We start from the raw sequence: 20,542 nt of genomic DNA, 5'->3' as shown, positions 1-20,542 counted from the left end.
TTACAGCAATAAACCGTCCTGAGGATGTAGAGGGGGCGGGAGGTCTCGTTCATCCAGCAGTTCAAGCAGGGAGATTTCCAGACCTCTGCACATGGCATTGAGTGGCAGGTCGTTTGGCATCTTATCGAAAGGGTCCGCTATCTGATCTCCCAGGGCATCCAGTCCAAAAAAGGTATACGCCAGTACGCAAACAGCAAGTGGGGTAAACCAGCCAATGCTATCCACCAGGCAGAACGGTAGTAGAAAACAGTAAATGTGTACGGTGCGATGCAGCATCAGAATATAGGGATAGGGGATAGGTGTATTTCTGATGCGTTCACAGCCTCCCAGCACATAAGAGAGGCGACTGATCTGTTGATCTACAGAGCTAAGAAGAATTTCGCTGGAGTTGTGTTGCCGCATCAACTGACTGATGTTCTGTCCAATAAGACCCAGTATCACATTAGGTCGATTGGCGGCTGCCAGCGCCCGGGCGCAATCGTTCTGTATCAGAAGGCGCTTCAGGTCGGGCGTTGGGTCATCGTTTCTCAAGTGGTCGCGAAGCGCATGGCTGAATGCGGTCAGTTGAAGGGCTATGGAGCGTCGCTCTTCAACAGTCATTCCAGGAAAAAAACTCAACGTTTGCCGCACTAGGTTGCGAGAGACGATGAGCAGTTCTCCCCACAGGGTCCGCGCTTCCCAAAAGCGCTGGTAGGCCACGCTATTACGAAAGCCCAAGAATATCGCCAGCGTCAGTCCCCAAAGTGTAAAAGGCGTAGCTGTCAAAATAACCTTGTAGTGGTAGAGGGTGCCATGCGTGGCTACGACAAAGGAGCTTAGCAGCACCGTGTAGAGCACTCGCTTCCAGATGGCGGGAATAATGGAGCCTTTCAGAGAAAACAGCAGCACCCATAGCGATGGGGTCTGAGGGCGTACGATCATGCTAACCCTTATGCTCAAATACCAAACGGTGGGAAGTGGGCGTCAGCCGAGTGCCGCTAGCATTCGGAAATATCACCATAAAGACGCAGGGTTCGTTTCTGAATTTCTTCTTTTATCTCATCGGCGACAGCCTTGAGCAGAACGGCATGATGAAGCTGGGTGGCGTGTAGATCCCTCTCGACAATGATGCCGTGGGGTGTCGTGACAATGACTCTGGCGAAATTCTCATCTCTTTCCAGGCATTCTACCTTGCCTTCGCAAGCGAGTTGACTGACTAATGCGGCCAGCAGGTTCTTCATATCCATATCCCCTCAGATGTATCAGAATGACATGACTTCCGGTCCCTGAGTTCTCGCCGTTTGGCGGAAGAGGCTTGGAGGAGTGTGCCTGGCGCTCATGCACTATTAAAAAGCCTCGTGCAAGACGAGGATTTAAGATAAAGCGTCAACTGGCTTTTAATCACCATTGGAAAGCGGGCCTGTAATACGTCGGCGCAGGCTTGTGATAACGGGCACGATGACGTGGCGGCGGAGCGTAATAGTGTCTTGCGTGGAGCCTATGGTAGTGCAGCCTTTGAAGCTGACGGTAAGTAATAGGGGCTTTGTAATTCTCATGGTGAGGCGGCGGCCCATAAACCCGCTCACGCTCAAAAGCCGCGGCTTCACCTGCACTGATAAGGCAGCCGATGAGTAAGGTTACCTTCAATATTCGACCTGGCATACGTACCTCCTTCAGCAAGAGTTTTTGCCTCGCTGCTATAAAGCACCGTACGGCTGTCGCGTGACGTCAAGGCAGGTAAAGGTTGGGTAAAGCGGTGAGGCAGGAAGACCGCTCAAGCCTGCGTTAAACGATGCAGAGCGATGCATAGAGAGATCGGGAGGATGAATCTTTCGCGTTGGCTTGTAATGATCTACTCCAAGGCACGCCTGAGGCGCTTTATACCAAGGAAGTAGTTATTACTTGGGAGAAACCAGAAGAGGGCAGGATAGTGAGACACAAAAAAACCGGCTCAAGAGCCGGTTATTCTGATGTTTCGGGACTTGGTGGGAAGTCCTGAAAACTTTGTATGGTGCCTCGGGAGAGACTCGAACTCTCACTCTGTCGCCAGAAACGGATTTTGAATCCGCCGCGTCTACCGATTCCGCCACCGAGGCAATGGCGGCGCAGTATAGGGATGAGATTGTTTCGAGTCAACGCTTTAAATGGTCTTATTTCATCTCTTCCGGTAAGCTGTGCGACCTTTCGAGATGAGCCTGCATGCAAGTTTCCGATTTTTATTTTGAACTACCTGAATCGCTCATAGCACGTCATCCGCTATCCGAGCGCCGCGCAAGCCGGCTGCTGGTGCTGGACGGACCTTCTGGAGCGATCAATCATCAGCAGTTTTCCGACCTGCTGGACTATCTGCGTCCAGAGGATCTCATGATCTTCAACGATACGCGGGTTATTCCTGCGCGATTGTTTGGGCAAAAAGCCAGTGGCGGAAAGCTTGAAATACTTGTCGAGCGTGTCCTGGATGAATTCAGGGTCTTGGCTCATGTGCGTTCCAGCAAGTCTCCCAAGCCGGGTGCAGTCATCCATGTCGAGGGTGGCGGAGAGGCGGAAATGCTGGCGCGGCATGATGCGCTGTTTGAGCTGCGCTTTGCAGAGCCTGTGCTGGGGCTTCTGGAGCGGGTAGGGCACATGCCGCTGCCGCCCTACATTGATCGCCCGGACGATGAAGAGGATCGTGAACGGTATCAGACCGTTTATGCCCGCAATGCAGGGGCTGTGGCTGCACCGACGGCAGGGCTGCATTTTGACGAAGCCATGCTGCAAGCCATTCGCGAAAAAGGTATCGAAACCGAATTCGTGACGTTGCATGTAGGGGCCGGTACGTTCCAGCCCGTTCGGGTCGATCGCATCGAAGATCATCATATGCATCGAGAGTGGTTGCAGGTCAGTCAGGCGGTCGTCGATGCCGTCGAGCGCTGCAAGGCGCGGGGTGGGCGAGTCATTGCAGTGGGTACGACCAGTGTCCGCTCCTTGGAAAGCGCTGCGCGTGACGGTCAGCTCAAGGCTTTTAGTGGCGATACGGATATCTTCCTCTATCCTGGCAAACCTTTTCACGTTGTCGATGCGCTGGTGACCAACTTTCACCTGCCCGAGTCGACGTTGCTGATGCTGGTTTCGGCTTTCGCAGGTTATCCCGAGACAATGGCCGCCTACGCCGCTGCCGTTGAGAAAAACTACCGTTTCTTTAGTTATGGTGATGCCATGTTCATTACCCGTAACCCAAACGCCAAAGGGCCAGAGTCCTGAAATGAGTTTCATGAAGTTTGAGTTGCTGGCGACCGAAGGCCGGGCCCGTCGAGGCCGACTGAGCTTTCCTCGCGGCGTAGTCGAAACCCCTGCGTTCATGCCGGTTGGCACATACGGCACCGTCAAAGGCATGTTGCCACGGGACATTGAGGCAATTGGGGCACATATCATCCTGGGGAATACATTCCACCTGTGGCTGAGGCCTGGGGTCGAAGTCATTGGTCGTCACGGCGATCTGCATGACTTCATGCAATGGAAGGGCCCTATCCTTACGGATTCTGGCGGCTTTCAGGTATTCAGCCTGGGGGCGCTGCGCAAGATCAAGGAAGAGGGCGTGTACTTTGCGTCGCCAGTCGATGGTGCCAAGGTCTTCATGGGGCCGGAAGAGTCCATGGCCGTTCAGCGAGCGCTGGGATCGGACATCGTCATGATCTTTGATGAGTGCACGCCGTATCCTGCCGACTTCGATACAGCCAAGCGCTCCATGGAGCTGTCGCTGCGCTGGGCCAAGCGTTCACGTGTAGCCCATGGCGATAGCCCTTCGGCGTTATTTGGCATTGTCCAGGGCGGAATGCACGAGGAGCTACGTCTGCGTTCGCTGGAGGGGCTGGAAAACATCGGTTTCGATGGTTACGCCATCGGCGGGCTTTCAGTGGGAGAGCCGAAGGAAGAAATGATCAGGGTTCTGGACTTTCTTCCGCCGCATCTGCCTGCTGACAAACCTCGTTACCTCATGGGTGTTGGAAAGCCGGAAGATCTGGTCGAAGGTGTGCGGCGTGGCGTCGACATGTTTGATTGTGTAATGCCTACACGTAACGCACGTAATGGGCACTTATTCATTGATACCGGCGTTCTCAAGATTCGTAATGCTGTCCACCGGCATGACGATTCACCCTTGGATCCGACCTGCGACTGCTATACCTGCCGCAACTTTTCCCGTGCTTATCTGCATCACTTGGATAAATGCGGCGAAATGCTAGGCAGCATGCTGAATACAATCCATAACCTGCGTCACTATCAACGGCTGATGTCTGGTTTACGTGATGCTATTCAACAGGGTAAATTGGCCGACTTCGTCGATTCCTTCTATGCGCGCCGCGGCTTGCCTACCCCGCCGTTGGCAGATTGATTTCCAGACTTTGCAACAGGAGTTATTGCAATGAGCTTTCTGATCCCCGCTGCCTATGCCCAGGAGACTGCTCCGGCGGCCGCCGCACCAGGTGGTGAATATATTCAATTCATTTTCCTGATCGGTTTCGTGGTCATTTTTTACTTTCTGATCTGGCGTCCACAGGCCAAGCGTGCCAAGGAGCACAAGAACCTGCTGGGCAATCTGCAGAAGGGTGACGAAGTGGTAACGTCCGGTGGTATCGCTGGACGTGTAGTAAAGGTGACGGATGATTTCGTGGTTATCGAAGTATCCGATACTGTCGAACTCAAGTTCCAGAAAGGTGCGATTGCCGCTACGTTGCCCAAGGGCACGTTGAAAGCAATCTAATCCTACCTCTAGGTATATGCACGGGGCGCGCAAGGCGCCTCGTTTCTTAATCCGGGCGGTGTCATGCTCAATAAATATCCCTTATGGAAATACCTGCTGATCCTGGCAGTGCTGGTGGTCGGCTTCATTTATTCCGCGCCCAATCTCTACCCCGATGATCCTGCTATTCAAATCAGCAGCTCAAGCACGGAACTGACGGTGAGTCAGGCGGAATTGGATAACATTACCAAGGCGCTGGCCGACGCCAATATCAGCGTAAAGGCTGTCGATCTTGCCAGTGATGGTAAGCGCGGGCTCATTCGGTTGAGTAAGGCAGATGATCAATTGCCGGCTCAGGACGTAGTGCGCAAGGCCTTGGGTGATGACTATGTCGTTGCGCTTAACCTAGCCCCGACTACGCCCGAATGGCTGCGCAAGCTTGGCGCAAGTCCAATGAAGTTGGGTCTTGACCTGTCGGGTGGTGTGCATTTCCTGCTATCCGTTGATATGGATAAGGCTGTCGATGCACGTATGAAGGTGTACGACAGCGAAGTGAAGACACTGCTTCGTCGCGAGAGAGTCCGCTACCGCAGTCTTCCCCAGCAGGGCAATGTCATTCAGCTAGGCTTTGCTGATGCGCAAGCACTGGAACAAGCGTCCGATCTGATCCGAAAGAATTACAACGACTTCGTTCTGACAAATGAAGCGCGTGACAATCTTCAGGTGCTACGTCTTGAACTGTCTCAGGCGAAGCTGACGGAGATTCGTGAATATTCCATCAAACAGAACCTTACTACTGTTCGTAACCGTGTGAACGAGCTGGGTGTGGCCGAGCCGCTTGTTCAGCGTCAAGGTGCCAACCGTATTGTAGTAGAGTTGCCTGGCGTACAGGACACTGCAGAAGCGAAGCGTATTCTCGGCAAGACGGCGAACCTGGAGTTCCGTCTGGCAGCAACGCAAGATACTCCGCGCAGTGCTACAGAAAGCTTTGAGTTCCGTGATGTCGGTCGTCAATCCGTTCCGTTGGAACGCAGTGTAATCATCACGGGCGATCAGGTTACAGACGCTTCTGCAAGCTTTGATGAAAATGGTCGCCCACAAGTGAACATCAAACTGGATGGTCACGGTGGTGATCTGATGAGTCGTGCTACGCGTGGGAACATTGGACGCAGCATGGCCGTTGTGTTCATTGAGCAGAAGCCGGTGACTCGCTACGAGCGTCAGACCGTTAATGGTGTTGAAAAGGATGTCGCCGTACCAAGCTTCCAGGAAGATCGCCGCATTATCAGTCTGGCTACCATCCAGTCAGCGCTGGGCAACAGTTTCCGTATTACAGGGCTGAATGGTTCTGGTGAGGCCTCCGAGCTTGCGCTGCTGTTGCGTGCTGGTGGTCTTGCCGCGCCCATGTATTTCGCTGAGGAGCGAACGCTGGGTCCAAGCCTTGGTGCAGATAATATTGCCAAGGGCCTTGATGCTGCACTCTGGGGAATGGCTTTTGTCTCCCTGTTTATTATCGTGATCTACCGCGTCTTTGGTGTGATCGCGACAGTGGCGCTGGGCTTCAACATGGTTCTTTTGATCGGGTTGATGTCTGTCCTTAATGCAACGCTTACGCTGCCAGGCATTGCCGGTATCGTTCTGACAATGGGTATGGCGGTTGATGCCAACGTATTGATCTTCTCGCGTATCCGCGAAGAACTGGCGAATGGTATGCACGTACAGCGAGCCATTCATGAAGGTTTCAGCAGGGCGTTCAGTGCGATTATCGATGCCAACCTGACTACGCTTCTCGTCGGCGCGATCCTGTTTGCAATGGGCACCGGCCCGGTCAAGGGCTTCGCTGTCACAATGTCGCTCGGTATTTTCACCTCCATGTTCACAGCCATCATGGTGACTCGCGCAATGGTCAACCTGAGCTTTGGCGGCCGTAACATCAAGAAGCTGTGGATTTGAGGAGCTGCGATGAAACGAACCATTAATTTCATGGGCGTACGCAATGTTGCGTTCGCCCTGACACTGGTGCTTACATTGATTGCCATTGGTAGCCTGGCTATCAAGGGACTCAATTTCGGCTTGGATTTCACAGGCGGAACCCTGATTGAGCTGCGTTATGAGAAAGCAGCGGATTTGGGAAGCATTCGTACTCAACTGGAGCGTTCGGGCTTTAAGGATGCTGTTGTTCAGAGCTTTGGTGCGACTACCGATGTGCTGGTACGTATGCCTGGCGATGATGCGCAGCTAGGTCAGAAGGTTGCGGCTGCGCTGCAGCAGGCCAGTAAAGATAATCCGGCTTCTGTTACGCGTGTCGAATTCGTAGGTCCCCAGGTAGGGGAAGAGCTGCGGGACCAGGGTGGACTCGGAATGCTTCTGGCGCTAGGCGGGGTATTGCTTTACGTCGGCTTTCGTTTCCAGTGGAAGTTTGCGTTGGGCGCGATCCTGTCTCTCGTGCACGACGTTATTGTTACGCTTGGCGTGCTGTCGTTCTTCCAGGTTACGTTCGATCTGACTGTTCTGGCTGCAGTACTGGCTATCATTGGCTATTCATTGAACGACACCATCGTGGTGTTTGACCGGGTACGTGAAAACTTCCGTGTTTTACGCAAAGCAAGCCTGATCGATAACATCAACATCTCTACTACGCAGACACTTCTCAGAACCTTGGCGACATCCATTTCCACGTTGTTGGCAATTACAGCATTGCTGGTTTTTGGAGGCGATAACCTCTTTGGTTTCTCGGTTGCCTTGTTTATTGGTGTGCTCGCAGGGACTTATTCTTCGATCTATATCGCAAACGTTGTGTTGATCTGGCTGAATTTGAACTCGGAAGACCTGATACCACCAGCAGCAAAGGAACTTGATGACAGGCCTTGATGTCCGAGGCTTGGAATAAGGTGGATGCCTTGTTGGTAAATCAGGAGAGATTGACGTGAATAAATCGATGCTCGTTGGAACGGTATTGGGCGCAGTTCTGGTTACGGCTGGAGGTGCTGTTGCCTATGGTGTTTCAGATCGAGGTCCAAAGTTCGCTGAGGTCGTAGCCGTCCAACCGGTCAAGGAAACGATCAAAACGCCCCGTGAAGTCTGTAAGGATGTAGCGGTTACACATCGCAGGCCTGTACAGGATCAGCATCAGATTGCTGGGACTGCCATCGGTGCTGTAGTCGGTGGTCTGCTGGGTAATCAGGTCGGCGGGGGTAATGGCAAGAAGCTTGCTACTGTTGCCGGGGCTGTGGGTGGAGGTTACGTAGGTAACAAAACCCAGGAGCATATGCAGAACTCCGATACCTATACCACCATGCAAAAGCGCTGCAGCACGGTTACAGACGCGAGCGAAAAAGTGGTGGCTTACGACGTCAAGTATCTGCTGGATGGCAAGGTGGGGCAGGTCCGCATGGATCGTGATCCCGGTAAGCAGATCCCTGTGCAGGGTGGCCAGCTGGTACTGGCCGAGCAGACTGCTTCCGTACAGTAAGAAAAGTGACCACAAAAAACCCGCCATATGGCGGGTTTTTTTATGCTCGAATCAGTCAATGTACTCGAAGAGTTTCACGATCCTTTGAACACCAGAGACGCTCTGAGCAACGTTTGTGGCCAGATTGGCTTCTTGGTGCGTCACCAGGCCAAGCATGTAAACAATGCCATTTTCCGTGACTATCTTGATGCGAGAGGCAGGCACACTGTTATCAGTAAGCATCTTGCTTTTGATCTTTGTGGTAATCCAGGTATCGTTGTTGCGAGCTAGCAAAGAAGAGGGCTCAAGTACCTGAAGTTCGTTATGAACCAGCTTTACACGTTGTACGTTGCGCGCAACCTGCTCGGCCTGTGCCTTGAGTTCTGGACGCGGAGTCTGGCCGGCCAGTAGAACTACTCCGTTATAGCTGACAACGACAATGTGCGACTTATCCAGGTCAGGGTTGGCCTTGGATATATTCACTTTTGCCTTGGTCTCGATCAGTGAATCATCAATCTTGCTACCGATGGTCCGCGTGCCGCGGTTGTCCGCGATGGGGTCGTCACGGGTTGCGCTTAGAAAGCCGCTGCAGCCGCTGAGTACGACGGTGAGGGCGAGGCAGGACAGTGCCAAGCATTTTTTCATTCTTCACTCCCGAACAGTTGCTGATCTATCTGGTCGCACAGGCAGTGGATGACTAGCAGATGCACTTCCTGAATGCGTGCTGTTACTTTGGCTGGGACGCGAATCTCGATATCTTCTGGCAGAAGCAGCGAGGCCATGCCGCCCCCGTCTCGCCCGGTAAGCGCTACAACTGTCATCTCGCGGTCATGGGCAGCTTGTATGGCCTGGATTATATTGGCTGAGTTTCCGCTGGTAGAAATGGCAAGCAGTACATCGCCAGGCTGGCCCAGCGCCCGAATTTGCTTTGAGAAGACTTCGTTGTAGCTATAGTCGTTCGCAATTGAGGTCAGGGTCGAGCTGTCGGTTGTCAAGGCGAGGGCGGGCAGGCTTGGGCGCTCACGCTCAAAACGATTGAGAAGCTCTGATGAAAAATGCTGGGCATCTCCTGCGGAGCCACCGTTTCCGCAGGACAGGATTTTTCCTTCATTCAATAGTGCATTGACCATTACCTGGCTGGCATGCTCGATGTGAGGAACAAGCACATCCATGGCCTGACGCTTGGTCTCAATGCTGTCCAGGAAGAGTTTGGTAATGCGGGCTTGCGTGTCCATCGGGTTTGCTTGACCTTGTAAAACTACTCAGGAATCGAATGCGTTCTTTATCCATTCGAGATGCGAAGAGGTACTGCCGACAGCAGGGCTGAGCGCAACAACATCAAAGCGGCAAGGGGATTTAGCCCAACGAGACTCGCTTTGAAGAAAAAGCTGTGCGGTTGCAATCAGACGTTGACGCTTTCTGGCGTCAATGCTTTCAACGGCTCCGCCCCAGGCAATATGACGCCTGGAGCGTACTTCCACAAATACTACTGTATCCCTGTCGAGCATGACCAGATCAAGCTCGCCGCTACGCCGCGACCAGTTGCGGACTACAAGTTTGAGCCCTTGTTTCTGCAGGTAGGCAAGCGCTTGATCTTCGGCGGCCTGCCCACTTTCTCGCGTCGTGGTTTTCACAGCGTACCGGATTGTGAAACGGGCTGAACCTGCCCATTGACGAACTGGGCCCAAGGTAGTCTGCGCACCACGCGCTGCGTTGGGCTTAGCGTCAGGTCACCTGACAGGCCATTTATTTGCGTATTGGGGAGCGCCTTGAGCTGTGGCAGACGAGTAGAAAGCAAGTAGGCATCTGCTCCCATGGCATATAGGCGACCCAGGCTGCTGGACGCTTGGGGCCACTGGGTGACGACCTTGCGGCGAACAGGATCGTTGGTATTAAGCAGCCACGGTGTTTCGCAGAACTGAATTCCGTTCAGGTCCTGATCCTGAGCAGGGTTGCTGCTGCCGGAATACAGGTGTGAAGTGGCGTAGACGGGTATATCTCCAGCATATTGATACGCCAGCGTAGGCTTGATCTGGCGAGCCTGTTGGGGTGTTGCTGCAAGGAAGATAAAGTCGATGCTTTGCCCGCCCTGACGGTTTTGCAGCAGACGCGTAATCTGGCGTGCCAGCTCTACCGGCTGATCGATTCGCTCGGCTCCAAGCAGCATGCCGCCTTTTGCCCGCCACTCCTGGTCAAAGGCTGCCAGTACACGGTCCCCCCAATCGCCGCGTGGAACCATCGCTACCGCAGTGTGCTTGCCTTCTTCTGCTGCGCGGTCGGCCGCTTCGCGTGCCTCATCCTCTGCCGCCAGACCGAACTGATAGAGCTGCTTTGGGCCTACGCCTTGGCTGTCGCTGTAGTTGAGCGCAAGAGTAGGCAAAGGTAGCTGTTGATGATCGCTGAGTTGCTTGACCAAGCTTTTCTCTAGCGGACCAACCACCAGCTGGGCGCCGTCGGCTTTGGCCTGACGATAAAAGTCGTCAATGGAGCGGACCTGTGTGCTGTCGTAAAAGGATACGGCAGGAGGTGTCTGGCCGTTTTGCTGACTCTCGTAAAGCGAAGCCATGAAGCCGTCCTGTAAGGCGCGGGATACATTGGCAAGTTGTCCCTGTTGCGGTAGCAGCAAGGCGATATGTGTCAGCGGCTGTTGCTCCAGGTTGCGCAGCTTTTCAAGCGCTTGCGGAGGATGCGAGGCGGCTGGATGATTTGGATTCTGCTTGCGCCAGTCGTCAATGGCGGCGAGCTGATCATCCAGTGAGCCGTTTGAATGAGTGATAGCGGCCAGTGCCAGCCAGCCATTAAGCTCATTGTTGCCTGCCACAGGTTGGAGTTGGTCGGCAGGAAGAGCCGAAATCAGACTCCAGATGGCTTCGTGGTTGGCGCTGGCCTGATCACTTTTGAGAAGCGGGGCAATGAAAATGCGCTCCTTGGCTGCCGCCAGGGTCTGGTTGTCTGCCTGCAGGGCGCGTGCCTTTACCATGGATACACTGATCTGCTGCTCGACAGGCAGCTCGCTCAGGTGTTCGAAGCCAGGCTGTTGGAGTGCTTTCAGAGCCTCCTTTGGCTGATTTTCCGCTAAAGCAATTTCACCTCTCAGGGTGCCGGCATATACCTGCGGTATAGGCTTCAATTGCTGCAGTTGAATGCTGCCCAGTATCTGCTTGGCCTGCGTGAAGTTTTGCTGCTTGTAGGCAATCTCGGCAGCGGAGAGGCGCAGCATGTTGGCCTTCTCTGATGTATCACTACCTGCCTGCTCAAGCAATTGCTGTATGTTGGCCTGGGGGATACGAGGCAGCTCACCCAATGTGTTGGAAGGCGAGCTTGCACAGGCGGCAAGTAGGCTAATAAGTGGAACGCTAACTAGCGTACGCAGGCGAACAGTCATGGCGTAATTCCTGGCGCAAAACAATTAATTGGCTGGATTGTAGCGAGTGCTGGTGAGCGGCGCGAATAGCGATTCCTCGAAACGCGTACAATGGAGGCCTTTATTGATACAAGAGTTTCATTATGAGCACTCCCGGCACGCTTTATATCGTCGCGACCCCCATAGGTAATCTGGAGGACATCAGTGCTCGGGCGCTTCGCATTCTGAAAGAAGTGTCGTTGATTGCCGCTGAAGATACGCGCCATTCTTCGCGCTTGTTGCAGCATTTCGGGATCAATACCCCTCTGGCCGCTTGTCATGATCATAATGAGCGCGAGCAGGGTGGGCGGTTCATCAACCGTTTGCTCGAAGGGGGAAGTGTTGCTCTGGTCTCCGATGCAGGAACACCCCTGATTTCCGATCCGGGTTTCCATCTGGTGCGACAGGCGCGTGCTGCGCAAATCCCTGTTGTGCCGGTTCCGGGAGCCAGTGCTGTCATCGCGGCACTATCAGCGGCCGGGCTCCCATCTGACCGGTTTATTTTCGAGGGCTTTCTGCCTGCAAAGGCCACGGCGCGACGAAGCCGCCTGGATGCCTTGAAGCAGGAAGAGCGGACCTTGATTTTCTACGAGGCGCCCCATCGGTTGCTGGAAAGTGTTGAAGATCTTGCTGCAATCATGGGAGGCGAGCGCATCGCTGTATTGGCCCGTGAATTGACCAAGACGTTTGAAACCATCAAGGACGCACCGCTTGGTGAACTGGTCGAGTGGATCCGATCCGATTCCAATCAGCAGCGGGGTGAGTGCGTTTTACTGATCTCGGGTTATGAGTCGCCTGACAAGGATTCTCTGCCCCCCGAGGCTGTGCGGATTTTAAATATATTGCTCGCTGAAATGCCTCTCAAACGCGCGGCTGCGTTGGCCGCTGAAATCACGGGAGAGCGTAAGAACATGCTGTACCAATTTGCCTTGGAGCAACAGAACAAGCATTAGGAAAAGATCAAGGTTGTTATACGCCTGGCATCTAGGTACCCTTGCGCCCGGAGAGTCGATCGGACAGTCGCTGCTCCCGCTGCGCAAGCAGCAGGAGGGGAGGAAAGTCCGGGCTCCATAGGGCAAGGTGCCAGGTAACGCCTGGGAGGCGTGAGCCTACGGAAAGTGCCACAGAAAATAACCGCCTAAGCGCGCAAGCGCCGGTAAGGGTGAAAAGGTGCGGTAAGAGCGCACCGCACGGCTGGCAACAGTTCGTGGCTAGGTAAACCCCACCTGGAGCAAGACCAAATAGGAATCCATAGGCGTGGCCCGCGCTGGATTCGGGTAGGTTGCTTGAGGCAGTCAGTGATGGCTGTCCTAGAGGAATGACTGTTCTCGACAGAACCCGGCTTACAGATCGACTCTCCACTCACTCTCCCTTCTCCTGCTTCACATCCTTACTGATAACTCTATCTGAGAAATTACTTTAACTAGTCGAGGCAATTAGTTGAGTTAATTTCCGTTTGTCGGAAAAGTATGTTCGTCACCGTTTCGCTAAAAGCCCCATAATTTCTGTAACTCCCTAGTCTGCAAGCCTTTTTGTGCCATGGCCTCGCCTTGACGGTGGGGGGAGCGCGTCAATATAGTGTGCCCGGTGGTACGAAGTGGTTAAAAGTGGGATTTAATGGTAGGGAAAGCCAGCCAAAGGAAGAAGCAACTTGTTCCGTGGAGCGAATGCCATCAGCCTTGACGCCAAGGGGCGCCTTACGATGCCGAGCCGGTATCGTGATGAGCTTCTAGAGCGCTGTGCCGGCCAGCTCATCGTAACGATTGATGCCATTGATACTTGCCTTTGCGTTTATCCCCTTCCCGAATGGGAAATCATCGAAAGCAAACTCCGTGAACTTCCGTCTTTAAGAGAAGAAACACGTCGTTTGCAGCGTTTGCTAATCGGTAATGCGGTAGACCTTGAGCTGGATGGGAGCGGGCGCTTTTTAGTGCCGCCCCGCTTGAGGGATTATGCTCGTCTGGATAAGCGCGCTGTACTGGTAGGGCAGCTGAACAAATTTCAGCTGTGGGATGAGGATGCCTGGAATGGTCTGTGTGAAAGCGACCTCAAGGCAATCAAGGAACCCGGCGGTTTGCCGGAAGAACTGCGCGATTTAATCCTGTGAATATGACCACTACGTTCAGCCATGTCACTGTCTTGCTCGACGAAGCCGTCGAAGCCCTGGCTGTGCGTCCCGAAGGCCTCTATGTCGATGGCACATTTGGCCGCGGAGGGCATAGCCGTGCAATTCTTGCACGACTTAAAAGCGGAAGCCTGCTTGGTTTCGACAAGGATCCCCAAGCGATCCAGTCGGGACAAGCACTGGCGGCCGAAGATGGCCGCTTTGTCATTGTGCAGCGAAGCTTTGCCGACATAGGCGAAGAACTGTTGCAGCGCGCCTGGATGGGACGTACGGATGGCGTGCTTCTCGATTTAGGCGTGTCCTCTCCTCAACTGGATGATCCCGAGCGCGGGTTCAGCTTCATGCATGATGGTCCTCTGGATATGCGTATGGATCCCTCTCACGGTATAAGCGCCGCTGATTGGATTGCAACCGCACCGGAAGATGAAATCACTCGCGTATTCAAAGAGTACGGCGAAGAGCGATTCGCCAAGCGGATGGCCAGGGCTGTGGTACAGCGCAGGGACGTCACACCCTTTACGCGTACGGCTGATCTGGCCCAGGTATTGACTGACGCGAATCCTGCTTGGGAAAAAGGCAAGCATCCTGCCACGCGAGCGTTTCAGGGTATCCGGATTTTCATCAATAACGAGTTGGGCGATCTGGAAAGAGGTCTGGAAGCGGCCTTTGAAAGCCTGGCCATAGGCGGCCGGCTCGTGGTGATCAGTTTTCACTCTCTGGAAGACAGAATCGTCAAGCTCTTCATGCGTCGCCTGGCTAAGGGTGAGGCCGATAAGCTTCCACGAAATCTTCCTATTCGTACGCAGGCTTTTGAGCCCCGCGCCTTGCTGGTAGGCAAGCCTGTATATGCCTCCGAGGCTGAACTGTCCGTCAACCCTCGGTCCCGAAGTGCAGTCATGCGTATTGCGGAGAAGCTGCGATGAGTAGTCTCTTTGTAAAGCGTCTGCCCAAGGGCAGTACGACCATGTTGGTTCTATTCATAGCCGTCCTGCTGTCCGCTGTTGCTGTCGCTTACAGCGCCCACTGGAACCGGCAGTTGCTTAATACCCTGTATTCCGAGTTGAGCGTTCGAGACAAGGCCCAGGCGGAATGGGGGCGTCTGTTGCTTGAGCAAAGCACCTGGACGGCTCACAGCCGCATCGAGGCATTAGCCAGCGATCAACTCAAGATGCGCATTCCTGATCCTGAAGAGATCAAGATGGTGGCGCCATGATGAAGCTGGGGGGCATTCAACATCCATGGCGATTTCGCCTGGTTGTCATTGGCTTGGCAGGTATGGTCGCCGCTATTGGCTGGCGTGTCGTTGACCTGCACGTCATTGATCGTGCCTTCCTCAAGGGGCAGGGAGATGCCCGAAGCGTCAGAACCATTCCCATTGCCGCCCACCGTGGCCTGATCACGGATCGTAATGGTGAGCCGCTGGCTGTCAGTACGCCTGTCAGTACAATCTGGATAAACCCTAAGGAGCTGGCCGGCGCCAAGGAAAAATGGTCGATTCTGGCGGAGTCTGTAGGTCAGCCTTACGGCGATTTGGCAAAGCGTCTGGAGCAGAATTCCAATCGAGAGTTTCTTTACCTGGTTCGGGGAATAACACCGGAGCAGGGCGAAGCCGTCATGGCTACGGTCAAGCAGCACAAGATTCCTGGTGTTTATGACATCGAGGAATTTCGCCGTTTTTATCCGGCGGGTGAAGTGGCTGCACATGTCGTGGGGTTTACCGACATTGATGATCGCGGCCGTGAAGGCGTTGAGCTGGCGTTCAATGACTGGCTGGCTGGTGTCCCAGGCAAACGGCAGGTTCTGAAAGACCGGCGAGGTCGGGTCATCAAGGACGTTCAGGTTGCAAAAAACGCTAAGCCGGGCAATTCGATTGCCTTGTCCATTGATCTGCGCCTTCAGTACCTTGCAAATCGCGAATTGCGCAACGCACTCGCGCAGTTTGGCGCAGTGTCCGGTAGCCTGACGATGGTTGACGTCAAGACTGGCGAGATCCTCGCCATGGTTAACCAACCTACCTACAATCCGAACAACCGTCGCAATCTGAACCCGGCCAGCATGCGCAACCGGGCCATGATCGATGTGTTCGAGCCAGGATCCACCATGAAGCCGCTTTCGATGAGCGCTGCTCTTGAAAGTGGACGCTGGAAGCCATCGGACACGGTGAATGTTTATCCTGGTTATCTGCAGATCGGCCGTTACACGATCAAGGACGTGGCTCGCAGCCAGGGCCCCCTGGACCTAACAGGTATTCTGATCAAGTCCAGTAACGTGGGTATGAGCAAGATTGCTTTCGATATCGGCGGCGAAACCATTTACAACACCATGCGCCAGTTTGGCCTTGGGCAGGACACTGGTCTGGGCTTTCCCGGTGAGCGTGTAGGCAATCTACCCAACTACCGTAAGTGGCATCCAGCAGAAACAGCCACATTGTCATATGGCTATGGTCTTTCCATCACCGCTATCCAGCTGGCGCATGCCTACGCTACGTTAGCCAATGATGGAAGTTTTATCCCGTTGTCCCTGACACGTGTTGAACGTTCCCCTCAAGGCTCCCAGGTGGTTCCTCAACAGGTAGCCAAAACCCTTCAGGGAATGCTGCAGCAGGTAGTTGAAGCGCCTACCGGTGTGTTCCGTGCTCAGGTGCCGGGATATCACGTGGCTGGCAAAAGTGGTACCGCCCGTAAGGCCGCAGTGGGTGCCAAAGGATATACACAGAATTCCTACCGTTCCCTTTTTGCCGGCTTCGGGCCGACCAGCAATCCGCGTATTGCCATGGTGGTCGTCATTGATGAGCCCAGCAAGGGCGGATATTACGGCGGCGTGGTCTCTGCGCCTGTTTTCAGCCGAGTCATGGCGGGTGCTTTGCGACTCATGAATGTTTCCCCCGACAATGTCGCTCCGCTGCCAGAGCAGGAGCAAGCCAGCGCTACTGAAGTATCCAGTGGAGGGCGTGGCTGATGATCTCTCTCACCCGGTTGATACCGCAGGCCAGTAATGATGTTTCTGTAAAAGCACTTTGCCTGGACAGTCGACGTATCCAACCAGGATCCGTTTTTTTTGCAGTACCTGGCGGAGTGCGTGATGGGCGTTTACATATTTCCGAAGCGATTGCCAATGGTGCCTCGGCAATCGTCTATGAGGCAGATCAAGCCCCCGATTTGCCTCCCGCTTCGGTACCTCTTGTGCCAGTCAAAGAGCTTGGCGCCGAGCTTTCAGCCATTGCAGGGCGTTTTTATGGCGAGCCCAGCGCTGCTCTTACGCTGATAGGCGTTACCGGTACCAATGGTAAGACCAGCGTGACGCAGCTAATCGCCCAAGCCTGTGATCGCCTAGGGCAGCGCTGCGGCATCGTAGGCACATTGGGGACAGGGTTTTGGGGAGCACTTGAGGCCGGTCGGCATACCACGCCGGATCCCTTTGCGGTTCAGGCAGCGTTGGCTGCACTCAAGGAGCAGGGTGCTCAAGCTGTTGCAATGGAGGTTTCTTCTCATGGTCTGGAGCAGGGCCGTGTGGCGGCTGTGCAGTTTGATGTGGCCGTGTTCACCAACCTGTCTCGAGATCATCTTGATTATCATGGCACGATGGAGGCTTACGCCGCCGCAAAGGCCAAGCTTTTCCAGTGGCCGTCTTTACGGGCACGTGTAATCAATTTGGATGATGAGCAGGGCTGTCGCCTGGCTGAAGTTGAGCATGCCTCTCGGCTTATTACGTTCAGCCTGGAAAATCCCGCCGCTACGCTGTATTGCAAACACATCGCTTTTAGCGATGCGGGTATCGAGGCGAGCCTTGTAACGCCACAGGGAGAGGCCAGGCTGGTCAGCTCATTGATTGGTCGCTTCAATCTCAGCAACTTGCTCGCAGCGATAGGGGCTCTGCTGGGTATGGGGTTCACTCTCAGCCATATCCAGCGTGTAATGCCTGAGCTTCAGGGACCCGTCGGGCGAATGCAGCGTCTGGGAGGCGGTACGCAACCACTGGTCGTTGTCGATTATGCCCATACTCCTGACGCGCTTGAGCAGGTTCTGGTTGCCTTACGCCCTCATGCCAAGGGGCGATTGATCTGCGTGTTTGGCTGTGGTGGCGATCGAGACAGTGGCAAGCGCCCGCTGATGGCTCGCATTGCTGAGCGGCTGGCCGATGCCGTTATCGTTACCGATGACAATCCTCGTACCGAGTCCAGCGCTCGAATTATCGACGATATTCGTGCCGGCTTTAATGAACCGGCGCGTGCCACATTTATACCCGCTCGCGACGAAGCCATTGCGTATGCCATTGGAGAGGCTTCCCGTGACGACGTAGTGCTCATTGCTGGAAAAGGGCATGAGGACTATCAGGAGGTCAACGGGGTCAGGATGCCTTTCTCTGATCTGGAGCAGGCCGCTCGCGAGCTGGTTGCAAGGGATGAAAGCCATGCTTAAACCAATGTTTCTCCAGGATTTGACCGAACCGCTTTCAGCTTCCCTGAAAGGTGGAAATGTAAGTTTTACAGCGGTCTCTACGGACAGTCGTACACTTGAGGCTGGACAGCTCTTTGTTGCACTTACAGGGCCTCGGTTCGATGGTCACGCGTATCTATCCAGCGTAGCGGCGAAAGGCGCTGTCGCTGCATTGGTAGAAAAAGCGCAGCCTGACCTGAACATTCCTCAGCTGATCGTCAAAGACACCCGTGTCGCCCTGGGGCAGTTGGGTGAGCTTAACCGGCTCTCGTTTTCTGGCCCTGTGGTTGCCGTGACAGGGTCAAGCGGCAAGACCACAGTCAAGGAAATGCTGGCTGCCATTTTGAATACGCTGGGCTCGACACTGGCAACTCAAGGCAATCTGAACAACGACCTGGGTGCTCCGCTGACGCTATTGAGGCTGGAGCAGAGCCATCAGTATGCCGTTATCGAGCTGGGAGCCTCACGCCTAGGCGAGATCGCCTATACCGTAGGACTGACCCATCCCCACGTCTCGATCATTACCAATGCAGGACGAGCCCATGTAGGAGAATTTGGTGGCGTCGAAAAGATTATCGAAGCCAAGGGTGAAATCCTGGAGGGGTTGGCAGCAAACGGCACTGCCATATTGAATCGAGACGATCAGGCCTTCGAAATATGGAGAAAGCGTGCCAAGGGGCGCAACGTTATCAGCTTTGGCCTGAATGACACGGCTATGTTCCGGGCTGCGAATATTGTTCGTGATGCTCGTGGCTGCCCTTCCTTCACGCTGCTCAGCCCGGCGGGTTCTGCTGACATTCAGCTAAATCTGCTGGGCGAGCACAATGTTGTCAATGCACTGGCCGCGGCCGCGGCTGCCCATGTCCTGGGAGTGGAGCTTGCGCATATTGTCCAGGGGCTTGAGGCGTTGCAGCCGGTCAAGGGGCGGACGGTAAGCAAGCTGGGTATCAACGATTCACGTGTTATCGATGACAGCTATAACGCCAACCCCGGCTCCATGAAAGCTGCTGTCGATGTACTGACAGGGTTTTCTGGCCGTACCGTTCTTGTCTTGGGCGATATGGGTGAATTGGGCGAATGGGCCGAATCTGCTCACCGCGAAGTCGGCGAGTATGCGAAAGGTAAGGTATCCGCTTTCTACGCCGTAGGTCCTTTCATGAAGCATGCCGCTGAGGCATTTGGGGCCGATGCACGGCATTTCGATGATCGGGCTGCGTTAATCGAGGCATTGCTTCTCGAGGCGGCTCCTGAATCCACATTTTTGATCAAAGGTTCGCGTAGTGCGGCGATGGATAACGTCGTTTTCGCGCTGTGCAATAAAGATGTTGAGGAGAAACACTGATGTTGCTGCTGTTGGCGGAGTTCCTGCAACAGTTTTACAAGGGCTTCGCGGTCTTTCAGTACCTGACCCTACGCGGCATTTTTGGCGTGTTGACAGCGCTCGTGCTTTCGCTTGCTTTGGGGCCGTGGATGATCCGTACCTTGCAGATACGGCAGATTGGTCAGGCAGTACGTAACGATGGCCCGCAGTCGCACCTTTCGAAGTCGGGTACGCCTACGATGGGGGGCGCGCTGATCCTGACGTCGATTGGTATCAGCACGCTGCTTTGGGCTGATCTTTCCAACCGATATGTATGGACCGTGCTAGCTGTTACATTCTTGTTCGGTGCCATTGGTTGGGTGGATGACTATCGCAAGGTAATCGAAAAAAATTCTCGAGGCTTACCCAGTCGGTGGAAATATTTCTGGCAATCGGTCTTCGGCTTGGGAGCAGCAATCTTCCTTTATGTGACAGCCAAGACACCTATCGAGACGACATTCATTGTCCCGCTGCTGAAAAACATCGAAATCCCGCTTGGGATTTTCTTCGTTGTGCTGACCTACTTTGTGATCGTCGGATCCAGTAACGCCGTTAACCTGACTGATGGCCTGGACGGTCTGGCCATTATGCCGACCGTAATGGTAGGTGGTGCCCTGGGTATCTTTTGCTACCTATCCGGTAACGTAAAGTTTGCTGATTATTTGCTGATTCCCTACGTAGAAGGCTCTGGTGAGCTAATCGTCTTTTGTGGCGCACTGATCGGAGCCGGACTGGGCTTTCTATGGTTCAACACCTATCCCGCCATGGTCTTCATGGGGGATGTGGGCGCACTGGCGCTGGGTGCGGCACTGGGCACCATTGCGGTCATCGTCAGACAGGAAATTGTGCTCTTCATCATGGGTGGGGTGTTTGTGATGGAGACCTTGTCAGTAATGATTCAGGTTGCCTCCTTCAAACTCACCGGTCGTCGTGTTTTTCGCATGGCACCGATACACCACCATTTTGAACTTAAAGGCTGGCCTGAGCCGCGCGTTATCGTCCGATTCTGGATCATCACTGTAATTCTGGTGCTGATCGGCCTGGCTACGTTGAAGCTGAGGTAAGACA

Annotated in this window: 20 protein-coding genes, 1 tRNA gene and 1 other RNA gene; 15 read left to right on the top strand and 7 right to left on the bottom strand. The window is 54.3% G+C overall.

Translation table 11 applies throughout. The features are described 5' to 3' along the window. The 3 genes from PLU01S_RS07860 to PLU01S_RS07850 all read right to left on the bottom strand — a co-directional run bounded on the left by PLU01S_RS07860 (position 1) and on the right by PLU01S_RS07850 (position 2,075). Positions 1-921 (bottom strand): bestrophin family protein, encoded by a 921-nt coding sequence (locus PLU01S_RS07860; RefSeq protein ID WP_074824824.1) that lies wholly within the window; start codon positions 919-921, stop codon positions 1-3. Positions 922-977: 56 nt separating this feature from the next. Continuing rightward, the gene (locus tag PLU01S_RS07855) at positions 978-1,220 is read right to left on the bottom strand and encodes a hypothetical protein (protein WP_074825179.1); all 243 of its coding nucleotides are present in this window, start codon (positions 1,218-1,220) and stop codon (positions 978-980) included. Positions 1,221-1,988: 768 nt separating this feature from the next. Next, positions 1,989-2,075, bottom strand: a tRNA-Leu gene (locus PLU01S_RS07850). A gap of 103 nt (positions 2,076-2,178) precedes the next feature. On the opposite strand from PLU01S_RS07850, the gene queA reads away from it, so the two are divergent. From queA to PLU01S_RS07820, 6 genes are all read left to right on the top strand, one after another. Continuing rightward, positions 2,179-3,222, top strand: coding sequence for a tRNA preQ1(34) S-adenosylmethionine ribosyltransferase-isomerase QueA (queA, locus tag PLU01S_RS07845; protein WP_074824817.1), 1,044 nt, complete (start codon positions 2,179-2,181; stop codon positions 3,220-3,222). Positions 3,223-3,232: 10 nt separating this feature from the next. Next, positions 3,233-4,351 carry a tRNA guanosine(34) transglycosylase Tgt gene (gene tgt / locus PLU01S_RS07840; protein ID WP_074825177.1) on the top strand — a complete coding sequence of 373 codons (1,119 nt, stop codon included), beginning with the start codon at positions 3,233-3,235 and terminating at the stop codon, positions 4,349-4,351. Positions 4,352-4,381: 30 nt separating this feature from the next. Next, positions 4,382-4,720 (top strand): preprotein translocase subunit YajC, encoded by a 339-nt coding sequence (gene yajC / locus PLU01S_RS07835; RefSeq protein WP_010795334.1) that lies wholly within the window; start codon positions 4,382-4,384, stop codon positions 4,718-4,720. A 63-nt stretch (positions 4,721-4,783) separates the two neighbouring features. Beyond that, positions 4,784-6,652 carry a protein translocase subunit SecD gene (gene secD, locus PLU01S_RS07830; protein ID WP_074824814.1) on the top strand — a complete coding sequence of 623 codons (1,869 nt, stop codon included), beginning with the start codon at positions 4,784-4,786 and terminating at the stop codon, positions 6,650-6,652. 9 nt (positions 6,653-6,661) lie between these two features. Continuing rightward, positions 6,662-7,570, top strand: coding sequence for a protein translocase subunit SecF (secF, locus tag PLU01S_RS07825; protein WP_074824812.1), 909 nt, complete (start codon positions 6,662-6,664; stop codon positions 7,568-7,570). Positions 7,571-7,625: 55 nt separating this feature from the next. Then, on the top strand, positions 7,626-8,171 hold the full coding sequence (locus PLU01S_RS07820) for a glycine zipper 2TM domain-containing protein (RefSeq protein ID WP_074824809.1): 546 nt from the start codon (positions 7,626-7,628) through the stop codon (positions 8,169-8,171). Positions 8,172-8,222: 51 nt separating this feature from the next. Here PLU01S_RS07820 and PLU01S_RS07815 read toward each other — a convergent pair whose 3' ends face one another. The 4 genes from PLU01S_RS07815 to PLU01S_RS07800 are packed head-to-tail and all read right to left on the bottom strand — an operon-like array spanning position 8,223 to position 11,535. Next, positions 8,223-8,795: a BON domain-containing protein gene (locus tag PLU01S_RS07815; RefSeq protein ID WP_010795330.1), complete on the bottom strand. Its 573-nt coding sequence runs from the start codon at positions 8,793-8,795 to the stop codon at positions 8,223-8,225. Further along, on the bottom strand, positions 8,792-9,385 hold the full coding sequence (locus PLU01S_RS07810) for a phosphoheptose isomerase (RefSeq protein WP_010795329.1): 594 nt from the start codon (positions 9,383-9,385) through the stop codon (positions 8,792-8,794). Before PLU01S_RS07810 ends, PLU01S_RS07815 begins: the two co-directional genes overlap by 4 nt. A gap of 27 nt (positions 9,386-9,412) precedes the next feature. After that, entirely contained in the window at positions 9,413-9,784 is a 372-nt protein-coding gene (locus tag PLU01S_RS07805; protein ID WP_010795328.1) for a YraN family protein, read from the bottom strand. Continuing rightward, positions 9,781-11,535: a penicillin-binding protein activator gene (locus PLU01S_RS07800; protein ID WP_074824806.1), complete on the bottom strand. Its 1,755-nt coding sequence runs from the start codon at positions 11,533-11,535 to the stop codon at positions 9,781-9,783. Before PLU01S_RS07800 ends, PLU01S_RS07805 begins: the two co-directional genes overlap by 4 nt. A gap of 122 nt (positions 11,536-11,657) precedes the next feature. Between PLU01S_RS07800 and rsmI the strand changes: the two genes are divergently transcribed. The 9 genes from rsmI to mraY all read left to right on the top strand — a co-directional run bounded on the left by rsmI (position 11,658) and on the right by mraY (position 20,538). After that, positions 11,658-12,506 carry a 16S rRNA (cytidine(1402)-2'-O)-methyltransferase gene (rsmI, locus tag PLU01S_RS07795; RefSeq protein ID WP_074824803.1) on the top strand — a complete coding sequence of 283 codons (849 nt, stop codon included), beginning with the start codon at positions 11,658-11,660 and terminating at the stop codon, positions 12,504-12,506. A 51-nt stretch (positions 12,507-12,557) separates the two neighbouring features. Further along, positions 12,558-12,915, top strand: an RNA gene (gene rnpB / locus PLU01S_RS07790) — RNase P RNA component class A. Positions 12,916-13,204: 289 nt separating this feature from the next. Beyond that, complete coding sequence (mraZ, locus tag PLU01S_RS07785) at positions 13,205-13,660, top strand: division/cell wall cluster transcriptional repressor MraZ (protein ID WP_074824801.1); 456 nt, start codon at positions 13,205-13,207, stop codon at positions 13,658-13,660. A gap of 2 nt (positions 13,661-13,662) precedes the next feature. Beyond that, positions 13,663-14,601 carry a 16S rRNA (cytosine(1402)-N(4))-methyltransferase RsmH gene (gene rsmH, locus PLU01S_RS07780; RefSeq protein WP_162493722.1) on the top strand — a complete coding sequence of 313 codons (939 nt, stop codon included), beginning with the start codon at positions 13,663-13,665 and terminating at the stop codon, positions 14,599-14,601. Beyond that, complete coding sequence (gene ftsL / locus PLU01S_RS07775) at positions 14,598-14,891, top strand: cell division protein FtsL (RefSeq protein WP_010795323.1); 294 nt, start codon at positions 14,598-14,600, stop codon at positions 14,889-14,891. The genes rsmH and ftsL overlap by 4 nt, the downstream gene beginning before the upstream one ends. Then, positions 14,888-16,636: a peptidoglycan D,D-transpeptidase FtsI family protein gene (locus PLU01S_RS07770; protein WP_010795322.1), complete on the top strand. Its 1,749-nt coding sequence runs from the start codon at positions 14,888-14,890 to the stop codon at positions 16,634-16,636. The genes ftsL and PLU01S_RS07770 overlap by 4 nt, the downstream gene beginning before the upstream one ends. Beyond that, complete coding sequence (locus PLU01S_RS07765) at positions 16,633-18,096, top strand: UDP-N-acetylmuramoyl-L-alanyl-D-glutamate--2,6-diaminopimelate ligase (RefSeq protein WP_074824795.1); 1,464 nt, start codon at positions 16,633-16,635, stop codon at positions 18,094-18,096. Before PLU01S_RS07770 ends, PLU01S_RS07765 begins: the two co-directional genes overlap by 4 nt. After that, on the top strand, positions 18,089-19,456 hold the full coding sequence (locus tag PLU01S_RS07760) for a UDP-N-acetylmuramoyl-tripeptide--D-alanyl-D-alanine ligase (protein WP_074825175.1): 1,368 nt from the start codon (positions 18,089-18,091) through the stop codon (positions 19,454-19,456). Before PLU01S_RS07765 ends, PLU01S_RS07760 begins: the two co-directional genes overlap by 8 nt. After that, on the top strand, positions 19,456-20,538 hold the full coding sequence (mraY, locus tag PLU01S_RS07755; protein ID WP_019366777.1) for a phospho-N-acetylmuramoyl-pentapeptide-transferase: 1,083 nt from the start codon (positions 19,456-19,458) through the stop codon (positions 20,536-20,538). The genes PLU01S_RS07760 and mraY overlap by 1 nt, the downstream gene beginning before the upstream one ends. Positions 20,539-20,542 lie beyond the last annotated feature (4 nt).

The organism is Pseudomonas luteola NBRC 103146, assembly GCF_002091675.1.
In the GTDB taxonomy this organism is placed as follows: Bacteria; Pseudomonadota; Gammaproteobacteria; order Pseudomonadales; family Pseudomonadaceae; genus Chryseomonas; species Chryseomonas luteola.
This window is presented reverse-complemented; position numbering and strand designations above follow the sequence as displayed.